The organism is Streptomyces sp. GESEQ-35 (assembly GCF_017948485.1).
Taxonomy (GTDB): Bacteria; Actinomycetota; Actinomycetes; order Streptomycetales; family Streptomycetaceae; genus Streptomyces.
Genome location: NZ_JAFFSX010000022.1, coordinates 46,432 through 59,333, shown reverse-complemented (window position 1 = coordinate 59,333; position 12,902 = coordinate 46,432). Strand labels below are relative to the sequence as shown.

10 protein-coding genes and 1 tRNA gene are annotated in these 12,902 nt (G+C 69.1%); 4 read left to right on the top strand and 7 right to left on the bottom strand.

Going from position 1 to position 12,902, the window contains the following annotated elements:
- Positions 1-63 precede the first annotated feature (63 nt).
- The 3 genes from KCH87_RS33645 to KCH87_RS33635 form a co-directional block, all read right to left on the bottom strand.
- On the bottom strand, positions 64-669 hold the full coding sequence (locus KCH87_RS33645; protein ID WP_210591080.1) for a lytic polysaccharide monooxygenase: 606 nt from the start codon (positions 667-669) through the stop codon (positions 64-66).
- Between the two features lie 122 nt (positions 670-791).
- Positions 792-1,913: an SPFH domain-containing protein gene (locus KCH87_RS33640; protein ID WP_210591078.1), complete on the bottom strand. Its 1,122-nt coding sequence runs from the start codon at positions 1,911-1,913 to the stop codon at positions 792-794.
- A 66-nt stretch (positions 1,914-1,979) separates the two neighbouring features.
- The gene (locus tag KCH87_RS33635; protein WP_210591075.1) at positions 1,980-3,272 is read right to left on the bottom strand and encodes a peptidoglycan-binding protein; all 1,293 of its coding nucleotides are present in this window, start codon (positions 3,270-3,272) and stop codon (positions 1,980-1,982) included.
- A 188-nt stretch (positions 3,273-3,460) separates the two neighbouring features.
- Between KCH87_RS33635 and KCH87_RS33630 the strand changes: the two genes are divergently transcribed.
- The 3 genes from KCH87_RS33630 (at position 3,461) to KCH87_RS33620 (ending at position 8,032) form a co-directional block, all read left to right on the top strand.
- A tRNA-Lys gene (locus KCH87_RS33630) sits at positions 3,461-3,534 on the top strand.
- A 596-nt stretch (positions 3,535-4,130) separates the two neighbouring features.
- Positions 4,131-6,098 (top strand): glycosyltransferase family 2 protein, encoded by a 1,968-nt coding sequence (locus tag KCH87_RS33625; RefSeq protein ID WP_210591072.1) that lies wholly within the window; start codon positions 4,131-4,133, stop codon positions 6,096-6,098.
- Complete coding sequence (locus tag KCH87_RS33620; RefSeq protein WP_210591070.1) at positions 6,095-8,032, top strand: kelch motif-containing protein; 1,938 nt, start codon at positions 6,095-6,097, stop codon at positions 8,030-8,032. Before KCH87_RS33625 ends, KCH87_RS33620 begins: the two co-directional genes overlap by 4 nt.
- Positions 8,033-8,121: 89 nt before the next feature.
- Here the strand turns inward: KCH87_RS33620 and KCH87_RS33615 are convergent, their stop codons facing one another.
- Entirely contained in the window at positions 8,122-9,156 is a 1,035-nt protein-coding gene (locus KCH87_RS33615; protein ID WP_210591067.1) for a glycoside hydrolase family 6 protein, read from the bottom strand.
- Positions 9,157-9,334: 178 nt separating this feature from the next.
- Here KCH87_RS33615 and KCH87_RS33610 point away from each other — a divergent pair, with 178 nt between their 5' ends.
- Positions 9,335-10,111, top strand: a complete 777-nt coding sequence (locus KCH87_RS33610; protein WP_210591064.1) for a GAF and ANTAR domain-containing protein — start codon at positions 9,335-9,337, stop codon at positions 10,109-10,111.
- Between the two features lie 359 nt (positions 10,112-10,470).
- On the opposite strand, the gene KCH87_RS33605 is transcribed toward KCH87_RS33610, so the two are convergent.
- The 3 genes from KCH87_RS33605 to KCH87_RS33595 form a co-directional block, all read right to left on the bottom strand.
- Positions 10,471-11,130 carry a class F sortase gene (locus KCH87_RS33605; RefSeq protein WP_210591061.1) on the bottom strand — a complete coding sequence of 220 codons (660 nt, stop codon included), beginning with the start codon at positions 11,128-11,130 and terminating at the stop codon, positions 10,471-10,473.
- 6 nt (positions 11,131-11,136) lie between these two features.
- Complete coding sequence (locus KCH87_RS33600; RefSeq protein WP_210591059.1) at positions 11,137-11,727, bottom strand: hypothetical protein; 591 nt, start codon at positions 11,725-11,727, stop codon at positions 11,137-11,139.
- A gap of 103 nt (positions 11,728-11,830) precedes the next feature.
- Positions 11,831-12,610 (bottom strand): HAD-IIA family hydrolase, encoded by a 780-nt coding sequence (locus tag KCH87_RS33595; RefSeq protein WP_210591056.1) that lies wholly within the window; start codon positions 12,608-12,610, stop codon positions 11,831-11,833.
- Between the last annotated feature and the right edge of the window lie 292 nt (positions 12,611-12,902).

The following is a 12,902-nucleotide window of genomic DNA, read 5'->3' as shown; positions in this document are numbered from 1 at the left end:
CATGGTCATGTCGGCGTAGGGGGAACGTACCCGTGGGGGATGTCTGATTTGCTCAAGCCAAGCTCAGAACGTGACGTCGGAGCAGGCGTAGAACGCGTTGGACGTGTCCGCGATGGTCCAGACGGCCACGATGACGTGGTGGCCGCTGAGACCGCCGGGCAGGGTGCCGCTGTGCGAGAGGGTCTGCGGCGGGCGCTGGCCGTTGTAGGGGACGGTGAAGAACGGGGTGAGGTTGAGGTCCGAGCGGGCCAGGTTGTGGTTCTGGTTCCAGCCCGCCTTGGTGACGTAGTACTTGAAGTCGGTCGTGGCGTGCATGGCGGTGAACTGCCAGCGGAACGTGTAGCTCTGACCGCCCGACACCCTGGTGGTGGGCCAGGCGCCGCCGGACGGTGCGTTCGGTGCGCTGAGCTGGGCGAACTGGCCCAGGCCGCCGTTACATATCTGCCCGTCCGCGGGACCGGACGCCGGGAAGCCCTTCGGGCCCTCGACGCTCTGCGGCTCCCACTGGATGGAGCCGCAGTTGGGCACGGAGCCGTTCTGACAGAGCTTCTGCCTGCTGATGGGAAGGTCGGTGTAGCCGTGGCCGCTGGCGCCGCCGGAGGAGAGCACGAGGGCTCCGGTTGTGGCGAGGCCCACAGCGATCGCGGACAACTTGGTCTTGTTACGCATACTGCCGCTCCCGGAGAACGTGGGGGAAGTTCACTGAGCTGTGCAGGTCTAGACCAAGTTTCAGATTATTGCGATCACTTGAACATGTCCATACCAATCGGGGAACTCATTCAGGACACAGTTCAGGGCCCGTTCTCCCCACGCCCCGAACAGAACGCCACCGTCAAGTCCTTCACCAGCACCTTGCGTTCGTAGTCGTCGAGGTCCACCAGCCCCCGCATGGTCAGCCGCGTCACCGTGTCCTCGACCGAGTCGACGACCGACGTGAGCACGCTCGCCCGGTGCTGGGCGTCCAGCGCGGCGATCCGGCGACGGTGTATGGCGGGGGCGACCTCGGGGGCGTACTCGACCCGCACCGGCTGCACCGAGAACACCTCCAGGCCGACCGGCGTCGCGTCCACCCCGACCAGCCGGGTCAGCACGTCGGCCGCCGCGTCCACGGACGGCTTCGCGGCGCCCGGCATCTCCACCGGAACCCGGGCGAGCGCGGCCTCCACGCACTCGCGCAGATACGTCTCGTGGTCCTCGACGGCCAGCGTGGCCCGCGCGGTGTCCCGCACCCGCCACACCACGAGGACGACGACCCGCAGCGCGATCCCGCTCCCGTCGGCCGCGGGCATCGGCTCACTGCGCCAGTGCCGCAGCCGTACGTCGACCCGGCGCCGCAGCAGCAGCGGGTTGACCCACATGAGGCCGGTACGCCGGACGGTCCCCCGGTAGCGGCCGAACAGGCCGAGCACCCAGGCCCCTCCGGTCCGCCCCCGGGCCAGCCCGCCGAACCCGAACAGACCGAGGGCCCCGGCCCCGGCGTACGCCGCCCACTGCACGGGCCCGAGCCCGGCGCCCGCGGTCACCGGCAGCCCCAGCGCCGCCGTCACGGGCGGCGGCAACGCGCCGGCCCACCACGAGGTGAGAACAGATCCGGCCACCCCGGCCCCCCCGGCGAGCACTCCCACCACACCGGGCAGCACCCGCGCCGGACGCTCGGCCAGGGCGGGGTCCACCTCCGGCACCGGGCGGGCCTTCGCCGGTGCCGGACGGCGCAGCCGCGGCTGCTCGCCCGTGCCCTGCCGACGGCCCACGACGGCGGGCCGAAGCGGTACGGACACCGGGTCGGGGTCGTCGCGGAACAGCAGGTGGACGGGGATCTCGGTGGTCGCCTCGTTCCGGATCAGCCGGGCGGGCCGGGGGTCGCCCTCGACCGGATCCTCGGAATCGGGTGCGTGCGATGTCGTCGTGGTCATGGGTGCCTCCAGCCTCCGCGCCAGATGCGCCAGATGCGAAAGAACAGTGGGATGGGCGGCCTTGGGTCAGGCGAACAGCCGCCGCCAGGTCTCCGGACCCGGGTGGCCGTCCGCCGCGCCGCCCCGCCAGCCCTGGGAGCGCTGGAAGGCCTCGACGCCGCGCCGGTGCGCCTCGCCCCAGCGCGGACCAGGTTCGGCCGGGTAGTGCTTGCCGAACCCCTTCTTCACCAGCTGCCGGCCGAGCTGGGTGACGTACTTGTTGTCGGCACCCGGCCGGAACATCGCCCGCCCCGGATAGCCGGGCACCCCGTGAGAGGAGGGGGCGGCCGGTCCGGCCGCCCCCGCGGTGATGTCCTTGCCCCGGCCGTTGACCAGCAGCGCCCAGGTCTCCTGCCCCGGCAGCCCGTCCGCGTCGGCGCCGCTCCAGCCCTGGGCGCGCTGGAAGGCCTGGGTCGCCCTGGTGTCGGCGTCCGTCCAGCGCGGGCCCGGACCCGAGGAGTAGAAGCGGCCGGCGCCGCGCTTGACGAGCATGCGGCCCAGTTCGGTGACGTACTTGTTGTTGGCGCCGGGACCGAAGTAGGCCACTCCCGGGTACGGCGTCGCGTCGGGCGCGCTCGGCTTCCCACCCCCCGCGCCTGACGCCAGCCCCTTGTAGCGGTAGGCGAGATAGCGGTCGGAATGGCTCCAGTAGGCGTAGGGGGTCGCCCGCTTACGGGCGAACGGGCGGGTGGACTCGTAGGCGATGTAGGAGGTGTGCGTGTAGTCGGTCCAGCCGCCGAAGATGACGACGTGCGAGCCGTTCTCCGGGTTCGCCGGGTTGTGGAACAGCAGAATGTCGCCGGGCAGCAGACCGTCCTTGGAAACCCGCACCCCGTACTGGTCGAGACTGCCGGTCCATTCGTTTCCCGGCAGCTTCCAGGCCATCGAGACGAAGCCCGAGCAGTCCTGCCGGTATCCGTCGGACCAGTAGCGGCTCATGCTGTACGGCACCTTCGCCTCGACCCATTTCTTGGCCCGTTTGATGATCTCCGCCCGGGTGGTCTTGGGCACCTTTTCCCCGGCGGCGGGCTTCGCCGGCCAGACGCCCGCACCGTGCAGCGGCCCCTTGTCGCCCTGCGGGCTGTCGGGCTCTTCACCTGCGACAACGCCCGGCCGGTGGGCTGCGTGCGGGGTGGCGACAGCCGGTGCCGCCTGCCCCGCGACGAGCGCCGCGGCGGCCACGACCAGCGCGCGATGGGCTGCCGGGTGACCGCTTCCGCGGCCGGCCGCGGAATGCGGCAGGACCCGCCGCCAGTGAACACATCCCGGGCAGTCGCAGTCGCTCGCGGGATCGAACTCCTCGAATACCGGAGTCGTCATGCGATTCCCCTCACATTCCAGATGGAAATGTCCGCGTCTGTGTACGTTGATCAGTTTCTCAACTGTCTTCCCGACGCGCATGCTGACGGTCCGAATGATGTACGCGGGCCCCGCCGGGCCCCGGCCGCCCGGGGCGCCCGCGGTCCGGAGCACCCTCCGGCGTCGGGTAAAGTTGTGCAGGTCAGCAGGCGCCGCTAGCTCAGTTGGTTAGAGCAGCTGACTCTTAATCAGCGGGTCCGGGGTTCGAGTCCCTGGCGGCGCACGACAGTGAAGGCCCTTCGCGAGAGCGGGGGGCCTCGCCTTTTGGGTAGGCTTTCCTCGATGCCACAGGGGCGGCTGGGGGTCCGGGGGTTATCCCCCGGGGAATGCAGCATCAGCGGGTCCGGGGTTCGAGTCCCTGGCGGCGCACGACAGCAGGGCCCCCGCTCAGGCGGGGGCCTTTCGCATACTCGGCTCCCGCCCCGCCCCCGTCGTCGAACAGTCGTGCTCGTCCGCCCACGCGAGGTCCACAAGCCCCTCACAGCTGCCACAATGAACGCGTATGACCGGTAAACACCGCGTTTCGCATCTTGCGATCATGATGAACGCCGTAGAACCCTGTTTTTCAAGATGCTGCGGATTCGCGGCACTTGGGGGGCAAGAAGCCGGTTGCCGGCTGGCGCGGGGAGAGGGGCCCCGTTCATGAGGCGATGCCGAGGGGGGCATCATGCAACCGGAAGGTCGCTGTTCCATGTCTAGTGATGTGGAAGATGTGGTGACAGCGGTCCACTACTGATACGCCTGTGAAGGTCTAGGGGGACCGGAGCAGGTGTAAGGAACCGACAGACACGCGCTGATCCGCGTGTGGGGGGATGACTCATGACGTCGACGCCGACGGGCGCCCGGCAGAACTTCGACCCGTCACAGACGACCCAGCTCAGGGTGCCATCGCATCGGACCGGCGCATTCCGCCGAATCAAGAAGACGCTGCCGAAGTACGACTACGAGCACTACAGCCGGCTGGCGGGACCCCTCACACAACCCGATGCGAACAAGCCCTACAGAGTGCAGTACCGCTCCTTGATCTCACAGGAGCCGCACCGCCTCAGAGTGGCGCTGATGCTGATCGCCGCGCCGCTGCTCTCGCTGGTCCTGCTCGCCTGGCTGCTCCAGCCGGAGCACTGGACCGTGCGCGACTACCCGGCGTACGACTTCCTGCCGGCCCTCGACATCGTGATGCTCGTCTCGATCGGCCTGATCGAGTTCTTCCGCTGCATGAACGTGGTGTCGAACGCGCACGCCACCCTGGTCGCCCGCGACCCCATCCCGGTGGTGCCCGAGACCGGCACGAGAGTCGCCTTCCTGACCTCCTTCGTGCCCGGCAAGGAGCCGCTGGAGATGGTGACGAAGACCCTGGAGGCGGCCGTCAAGCTGCGCCACCGGGGCCTCATGCATGTCTGGCTGCTCGACGAGGGCGACGACCCGGCGGTCAAGGAGGTCTGCGCCCGGCTCGGCGTGCACCACTTCTCCCGCAAGGGCGTCGCCAAGTGGAACCAGGCCAAGGGCCCGCACCGCGCCAAGACCAAGCACGGCAACTACAACGCCTGGCTCGACGCGCACGGCAGCGACTACGACTTCTTCGCCTCCGTCGACACCGACCATGTGCCGCTGCCCAACTACCTGGAGCGGATGCTCGGCTTCTTCCGCGACCCGGACGTCGGCTTCGTCATCGGCCCGCAGGTCTACGGCAACTACGACACGTTCGTCACCAAGGCCGCCGAGTCCCAGCAGTTCCTCTTCCACGCCCTGATCCAGCGCGCCGGCAACCGCTACGGCTCGCCGATGTTCGTGGGCACCTCCAACGCCGTACGCATCAGGGCGCTGAAGCAGATCGGCGGTCTGTACGACTCGATCACCGAGGACATGGCGACCGGCTTCGAGATCCACCGGCACAAGAACCCGGCGACGGGGAAGAAGTGGCGCTCGGTCTACACGCCGGACGTGCTCGCCGTCGGTGAGGGCCCGAGCGCCTGGACGGACTTCTTCACCCAGCAGATGCGCTGGTCGCGCGGAACGTACGAGACGATCCTCAAGCAGTACTGGAAGGGCTTCTACTCGCTGCCGCCGAGCAAGCTCTTCAACTACACGATGATGATCATCTTCTACCCGATGTCGGCACTGAACTGGATCCTGGCAGCGATCAGTTGTGCGCTGTTCCTGGGCCTCGGCGCCTCGGGTGTGAACATCGACCCGACCGTGTGGCTGATGCTCTACGGCAACGCCTCCGCCCTCCAGATCGGCCTGTACGTCTGGAACCGCCGCCACAACGTCTCGCCGCACGAGCCCGAGGGCTCCGGCGGTGTGGCCGGCATGGTGATGTCCGCGCTGTCGGCGCCGCTCTACGCGAAGGCGCTGATCGACGCCATGCTCCGCAAGAAGAGCAAGTTCGTGGTCACACCCAAGGGCGATTCGGCGAGCCCGGACCGGTGGTTCGGAACCTTCCGGTACCACTGGTACTTCATCCTGATCTTCGCTGCCTCGATCACCGCCGGCTTCGTCTACGGCCACTCGCACCCCGCGATGATCATCTGGGCCTGCTTCGCCATGCTGATCACGGCCACGCCCATCTTCGCCTGGCGGTACATGATGCGGCAGGAGAGGAAGAGGCCCGCCGCGCCGGAGCCGCAGGACGCGGCGCCGGTCGTGCCGCACCAGGCACAGCCGCTGCCGGCGCCGCACGCCCCGCAGCAGAAGCCCAGTTGGGCCGCCGCCCAGCAGCCATCGGGCGGCGGCAACGACCAGACCATGCAAATTGCCCTTGGTGGACTTGGGGGACGTAAGGAATGAAAGACCAGGCCGGCCGCCGCCGTGTCCGTCGACTCGCGATAGGCACGGCGGTGGTTCTCGCGCTGGCCGGGATGAACGGGCCGTGGCTGTATCGCGTCGGGACCGAGAAATATCACGAGTACCAGATCAACAGACCCGAGTACAAAGCCGAGAACGGCAAGTGGGAGATCGTCGAGTTCCCGGAGAAGTACCGGCAGAACACCATCCACGCGGCGCTGCTGCGCACCGGCAAGGTGCTGCTCGTCGCGGGCTCGGGCAACGACCAGGACAACTTCGACGCGAAGAAGTTCGACACCCGGATCTGGGACCCCGTCAAGGGCACCATCAAGACGGTTCCGACGCCCAAAGACCTGTTCTGCACCGGCCACACCCAGCTCGCCAACGGCAATCTGCTGATCGCGGGCGGCACCAAGCGGTACGAGAAGCTGAAGGGTGACGTCACCAAGGCCGGCGGCCTGATGATCGTCCACAACGAGAACCCGGACAAGCCGATCACGCTGCCCGCGGGCACCAAGTTCACCGGCAAGGAGAACGGCAAGACGTTCGTCTCCAAGGACCCGGTGCTGGTGCCGCGCGCGAAGAAGGTCTTCGACAAGGCGACCGGCGAGTTCCTGCGCAACGACCCGGGTCTTGGCCGTATCTATGTCGAGGCGCAGCAGAAGGGCGCCAAGTACGAGACCGGCACCCAGGACAACTACCGGATCCAGGGCCTGACCGGCGGCGCCGCCCGCAACACCTACGGCATCGCGCAGAAGCTCGCGCTCGACAAGAAGGACTTCCAGGGCATCCGGGACGCCTTCGAGTTCGACCCGATCGCCGAGAAGTACATCAAGGTCGACCCGATGAACGAGGCCCGCTGGTATCCGACGCTCACCACCCTGAGCGACGGCAAGATCCTCAGCGTCTCCGGCCTCGACGACATCGGCCAGCTGGTCCCGGGCAAGAACGAGATCTTCGACCCCGAGACCAAGAAGTGGACGTACACGAAGAAGACCCGGCAGTTCCCGACGTATCCGGCGCTGTTCCTGATGCAGAACGGCAAGATCTTCTACTCGGGTGCGAACGCGGGCTACGGGCCGGACGACGTGGGGCGCGACCCCGGCATCTGGGACGTGGACACCAACAAGTTCACCAAGCTGCCCGGGCTGAGCGACGCGAACAAGCTGGAGACCGCGAACACCGTGCTGCTGCCGCCGGCGCAGGACGAGAAGTACATGGTGATCGGTGGGGGTGGAGTCGGCGAGTCCAAGCTGTCGAGTGAGAAGACCCGGCTGATCGATCTGTTGGACGCGAACCCGGCGTTCACGGACGGGCCTTCACTGGAGAAGGGCACACGGTATCCGCAGGCGTCCGTGCTGCCGGACGACACTGTGCTGATCTCCGGCGGCTCCGAGGACTACCGTGGCCGCGGCGACTCCAACATCCTCCAGGCGCATATGTACGACGCCGCGACCGGCGACATGCAGCGCGTCGCCGACCCGTTGGTGGGCCGCAACTACCACTCCGGCTCGATCCTGCTGCCCGACGGCCGGGTGATGTTCTTCGGCTCGGACTCGCTGTACAGCGACAAGGCCGACACCAAGCCCGGGAAGTTCGAGCAGCGCATCGAGATCTACACGCCGCCGTATCTGTACCGGGATGCGCAGCCGTCGTTGTCCGGTGGTCCGCAGACCATCGAGCGCGGCGGGACGGGGACGTTCACCTCGCAGCATGCGTCGACGATCAAGAAGGTGCGGTTGATCCGGCCGAGCGCGTCCACGCATGTCACTGATGTCGATCAGCGGTCGATCGCGCTGGACTACAAGGTGTCCGGGGACAAGATCACGGTGACCGTGCCGAAGAACAAGAACCTGGTTCAGTCGGGGTGGTACATGTTGTTCGTGACCGACGATCAAGGTACGCCCAGTAAGGCGCAGTGGGTTCAAGTGCCGTAGCGCTGCCGCGGGTTTCGTCTTTGGCTGCGGGTTCGTCGTGGCTTGTCGCGCAGTTCCCCGCGCCCCTTAAGGGGCGCGGGGAACTGGCGTTAGTTGGAAGCCTTGGCCAGGCTCAGTGCGTACTCCGGCCACCACTCGCCCGCCTTGGGGCCGCCCTTGCACTCGCCGTCCGACTCGCCGGGGCGCTTGGCCCAGACGTATGCGTCGACCAGGTCGTCGGACGTCTCGGTGGTCGGGGTTTCGCCGAGGGCGCGGCCGGGCGGGTTGCACCAGCGTTCGTCGGCGTCGCCCTCGGTGTAGGGGCCGTTTCCGTTGCGGCTGGTGTCGATGACGAAGGGCTTGTTGCCGACCTTCGCGGAGAGCTCCTTGCCGTAGGCGATGGAGTCCTCGGTGGTGTAGAAGTTCGAGACGTTGACCGAGAAACCGTCGGCCTTGTCGATGCCCGCCCACTGGAGGGGCTCGAAGATCTGGTCGGGGTGGCCCCAGCCGGCGTTGCCCGCGTCCAGGTAGACCTTGGTGTTCTTGAGGGACTTGAGCTTCTCGATGGCGCCCTTGAGAAGGTCGTAGCGCTCCTCGTGGAACTCGTCCTGGGTGCAGCCGTCGACCAGGTGCAGGACCGCGTCCGGTTCGAGGATCACGGTCGTGGAGCGGTCGCCGATGCCCTTGGCGACCTGGTCGATGAAGTCCCGGTAGGCGTTGCCGTCCGCGGCGCCGCCACTGGAGAACTGGCCGCAGTCGCGGTGCGGAATGTTGTACAGGACGAGAAGCGCGTCCCGGTCGGCCTTCTCGGCGGCCTCGGTGAAGCCGCGCGCCTCCTGCTCGGCGCTCTCCGGAGTGAGCCACTCACCCGTCGGCTGCTGAGCTATCTTGCGGATCTGCTCGGCGTCGTCCTCCTTGCCGCCCTTCTCATAGGTCGCGACCTGCTCCGCCGCGTTCCCCTCCGGATTGACCCAGAACGGGTCTTTCTCCTTGGGCTGTTGGGAGATCTTCGCACCGGCGTCGCCGGTCTCCTCCTCCCCGCCGTCCCCGGAGGAGCACCCCGCGATCAGCAGCGTCGCCCCCAGTACCACTGCGGACGCCCGTGTTCCGGCCGACAAAGACACCACCCCCCTGCTGCCGTACATCCAACTCCCCCTTGGGTGCACCGTCACGCACCGTTCCAGGGTTCAATCCTGACATACGTCACGCTGCGCCCACGAGATCGCCCCGAGCCTTGTCGGAGAGCTGTTACACCCCCGATGGTCTGGGTACGCGTGCGTCCAACCGGGGGGCCCGCGGGCAGGCGAAGGGAAGTGCGCGGGGATGCACCACACCGGCCGGGAGATCCAGCTCGCAGAGGCTCTGGTGGAGGCGGCGGACACGCTCACCGACACCTTCGAGGCCACGCGCTACTTACAGGTGATCTCCGATCATTGTGTGGAGCTGCTGGCCGCGCGGGCGGCCGGGATCATGCTGATCGACGGCGGGCGGGCGGTGTCGCTCGCCGGGAGCAGCCGGCAGCAGGAGATCGCCCTCGACCTGCTCCAGGCCCAGCACAGCGGCGGGCCCTGTCTGGACAGCTACAGCTCCGGGCAGCCGGTGCCGCCGGTCTCCATCCGGCTCGCCCACGCCGACGCCCGCTGGCCGGACTTCACCGAGCGGGCGCTGCGGCACGACGTCATGGCGACCTTCGCGGTGCCGCTGCGCCGCCGCGAGACCCTGCTCGGCGCGCTGAACGTGTTCGTGCCGACGCTGCCCGAGCACGACGGGCCCGCCGCGGAGACGGAGCTGCGGCTGGCCCAGGCTCTCGCCGACGCCGCCGCCGTGGGGCTCCAGAACCACCGTGTGTACACCCAGTACCGCACGCTGGCCGGGCAGTTGCAGGAAGCCCTGTCGAGCCGGGTGCGGATCGAGCAGGCGAAGGGGATGCTGGCGGAGCGCTGGGGCGCGAGGGCCGACGAGGCGTTCATGGCTCTGCGGCAGTACGCGCGCCGGCGCAGGCTTCCGCTGGACCGGGTGGCAAGCGCTGTCATCGAACGGGTCGCGGATGACGCCGAGTTGCGCAGGGAGTTCGAGGGGACGGCCGACGGACCCGCGTAGAACCCCGCACCACCTGCGTGGATGACACAGTGCCACGGGTCCGGGACTTGGCGTCAATCAGCCCCTATGCCAGGCAACGCTTTTCGTTCTAGAGTCGTCCTCGACGGCCCCAGTCCCCGGCCAGTCGTCCCCCACCGTGGTTTCCAAGCCTCCCGCGCCGTCGCCGGGTTACTCCCGCAGCCCGAGCGCGCGCGGTCGAGGACCAGCCCGGTCGACGGCTTCGGGGGGAGCGGGTCGTCGACCGGGCCGGGTCGCTCCGCTGGGTTGGGCCGTGAGGGGGGTGCCGCCAGGGGGCGGTGGTCGGCTGCGGCGCCGTGGGGGCTTGTCGCGCAGTTCCCCGCGCCCCTTCGGGGCGCTCGTCACCGGTCGGCGTCAGTCAAGTACGCCGACACGATCACGTTCGCTGTGTAGCTGCGGGTCGCGCGGTCGAAGCTGCCGCCGCAGGTGATCAGGCGCAGCTCTGCCCGGCCGGACTGGCGTGGGCCGTAGGCCTGGTGGGCGTCGAAGTGGTCGCGGGTGACGACCTGGACGTCGTCCACGGTGAACTCGGCGACCTTGCCGTCGTCCCGGATGACACGGACCCTCTCGCCGGGCTTCAGCGCGCTGATCTTGTAGAAGACGGCGGGCCGGGTCTGGGTGTCGACGTGCCCCACCATGAGCGCCGTGCCCGCGGCGCCCGGTTTCGCGCCGCCCGCGTACCAGCCGACCACCCCGGCCTGGTCGAAGGGCGGCGGATCGACGGCACCCTGTGCATCCAGCCCGCGGGCCACGACGGGCGCCTGCACGCCGAGGTAGGGGATGTCGATGCGCTGCGGCAGCGCGGCTCCCAACGGCTTGGCCGCGGGCGGCAGTTCGGCGTCGGGGGGCCTGCCGACCGCCGCCACGTCGCCCGTGGTCGGCGCCGCTGTCCCGGGCCGTACGTCGGTGACCTCCTGCCCCCACAGCCACAGCCCGAGCAGCAGCACCGCCCAGACCACTCCCGTCGTGAGGCGGCCGGTACCCGAGGAGCGCTCGGACATCGCCGGTCAGTCCGTTCCACGGCTCCGCCGGACGCTGCGCAGCGCCACGGCGACCGCGGCGACACCCGCCAGGACCAGCCCGGTCACCGCGTGCCCCGTACCGGGTCCGGCCTCGTCGGTATCGCTGTCGGTCTCGGCCTCGGCTTTGGCTTTGGCGGCGAGCCGGGCCGTACCGCCGCCGCCCGCCTGGACGGGGGCCACGGGCGAGGAGGCGGCAGAGGTGGGCTCGAGCGAGGCCGGGGGATGCGTCTGTGTCTGCGGCTCCGTCTTCGCTACGACGGTGAGGGCGGCCTTCCCCTGTACGCCGACGCAGGTGACCTGCACGTCGTAGGTCCCCGCCGTGATCGATGAGCTCACGCGGGTCTCCCCGACGAGCGTGCCGCCCGCGCCGGTGAGCCGGGCGTCGGCGACGAACGCCGCCGAGACCGCCGTGCCGGTGGCGCCGCCGCAGCCGGTGGCCGTCAGGGAGATGTCGCTGCCGGGGGCGGGGGACGTGGGGGTCACCGAGATGCCGCCTCCGTCCGCCGCATGGGCCGCCGGGGTGAGCGCCGCGAAGATCGCCGCACCGGCACAGAGAGTGGCTTTCAGTGGACCCATCGTGAACCTCCAGTACTCAGGAGGCTCCTCCCCGGGGCCGGGCCCCGCATCTTCAGCGGGGCCGGGCTACTCCGTCCGAGTTGGATTGCGCGGGTGCCCGGTTTCAGATCCGGTCGACGAGGTCCGCGATCGAGTCGACGACCTTCGACGGCCGGTACGGGAAGTCCTCGACCTGCTCGGGCCGGGTCAGCCCGGTGAGCACCAGGAACGTCTGCATCCCGGCCTCCATGCCGGCCAGCACGTCCGTGTCCATGCGGTCGCCGATCATCGCGCTGGTCTCGGAGTGCGCGCCGATCGCGTTGAGCCCGGTGCGCATCATCAGCGGGTTCGGCTTGCCCGCGAAGTACGGCTTCTTGCCGGTCGCCTTGGTGATCAGCGCGGCGACGGCGCCGGTCGCCGGGAGCGGACCCTCGGTGGAGGGGCCGGTCTCGTCGGGGTTGGTGCAGATGAAGCGGGCGCCGCCGTTGATGAGCCGTACGGCCTTGGTCATCGCCTCGAAGGAATACGTCCGGGTCTCGCCGAGGACGACGTAATCGGGCTCGTGGTCGGTGAGGATGTAGCCGATGTCGTGCAGCGCGGTGGTCAGGCCCGCCTCGCCGATGACGTACGCCGAGCCGCCGGGCCGCTGGTCGTCCAGGAACTGGGCGGTGGCCAGCGCCGAGGTCCAGATGGACTCGACCGGCACTTCGAGCCCCATCCGGCGCAGCCGGGCGTGCAGGTCGCGCGGGGTGTAGATCGAGTTGTTCGTGAGGACCAGGAAGGGCTTCCCGGACTCACGCAGCTTCTTGATGAACGCGTCGGCACCGGGGATCGGTACGCCCTCGTGGATGAGCACACCGTCCATGTCGGTGAGCCAGGACTCGATGGGCTTGCGGTCTGGCATGTTGCTCGGTCTCCAGGCGTCGTGCGGGGAAGAGCGGAAGGCGGCGCCGGAACCACGGCGTACCGACGCCTCCACCCTAATCAAGCCTGCGTGATCCTGACCCCGTCGATCACCCAGTACCGGCGGTCGTCGCACCCGGGATGCCTGCGGCGGCCTGTGCCGCTGAGTGGGGGCGCGTCGCGCCTTCGGTGCGTTGTGGGGCGGGGCCGCGCCGGGGGGTGTCCGTCCTCGGTCCGGCGGTTGCTGGTGTTTGGAAGGTGCCGTGTGTTGACGCCGGCCGCTGCGGGCGGAC

Coding starts and splice junctions, on each gene's coding strand:
- KCH87_RS33600 (WP_210591059.1), bottom strand. CDS start 11,727: ATGGGTCCACTGAAAGCCACTCTCTGTGCCGGTGCGGCGATCTTCGCG.
- KCH87_RS33595 (WP_210591056.1), bottom strand. CDS start 12,610: ATGCCAGACCGCAAGCCCATCGAGTCCTGGCTCACCGACATGGACGGT.
- KCH87_RS33625 (WP_210591072.1), top strand. CDS start 4,131: ATGACGTCGACGCCGACGGGCGCCCGGCAGAACTTCGACCCGTCACAG.
- KCH87_RS33615 (WP_210591067.1), bottom strand. CDS start 9,156: ATGTACGGCAGCAGGGGGGTGGTGTCTTTGTCGGCCGGAACACGGGCG.
- KCH87_RS33610 (WP_210591064.1), top strand. CDS start 9,335: ATGCACCACACCGGCCGGGAGATCCAGCTCGCAGAGGCTCTGGTGGAG.
- KCH87_RS33620 (WP_210591070.1), top strand. CDS start 6,095: ATGAAAGACCAGGCCGGCCGCCGCCGTGTCCGTCGACTCGCGATAGGC.
- KCH87_RS33645 (WP_210591080.1), bottom strand. CDS start 669: ATGCGTAACAAGACCAAGTTGTCCGCGATCGCTGTGGGCCTCGCCACA.
- KCH87_RS33635 (WP_210591075.1), bottom strand. CDS start 3,272: ATGACGACTCCGGTATTCGAGGAGTTCGATCCCGCGAGCGACTGCGAC.
- KCH87_RS33605 (WP_210591061.1), bottom strand. CDS start 11,130: ATGTCCGAGCGCTCCTCGGGTACCGGCCGCCTCACGACGGGAGTGGTC.
- KCH87_RS33640 (WP_210591078.1), bottom strand. CDS start 1,913: ATGACCACGACGACATCGCACGCACCCGATTCCGAGGATCCGGTCGAG.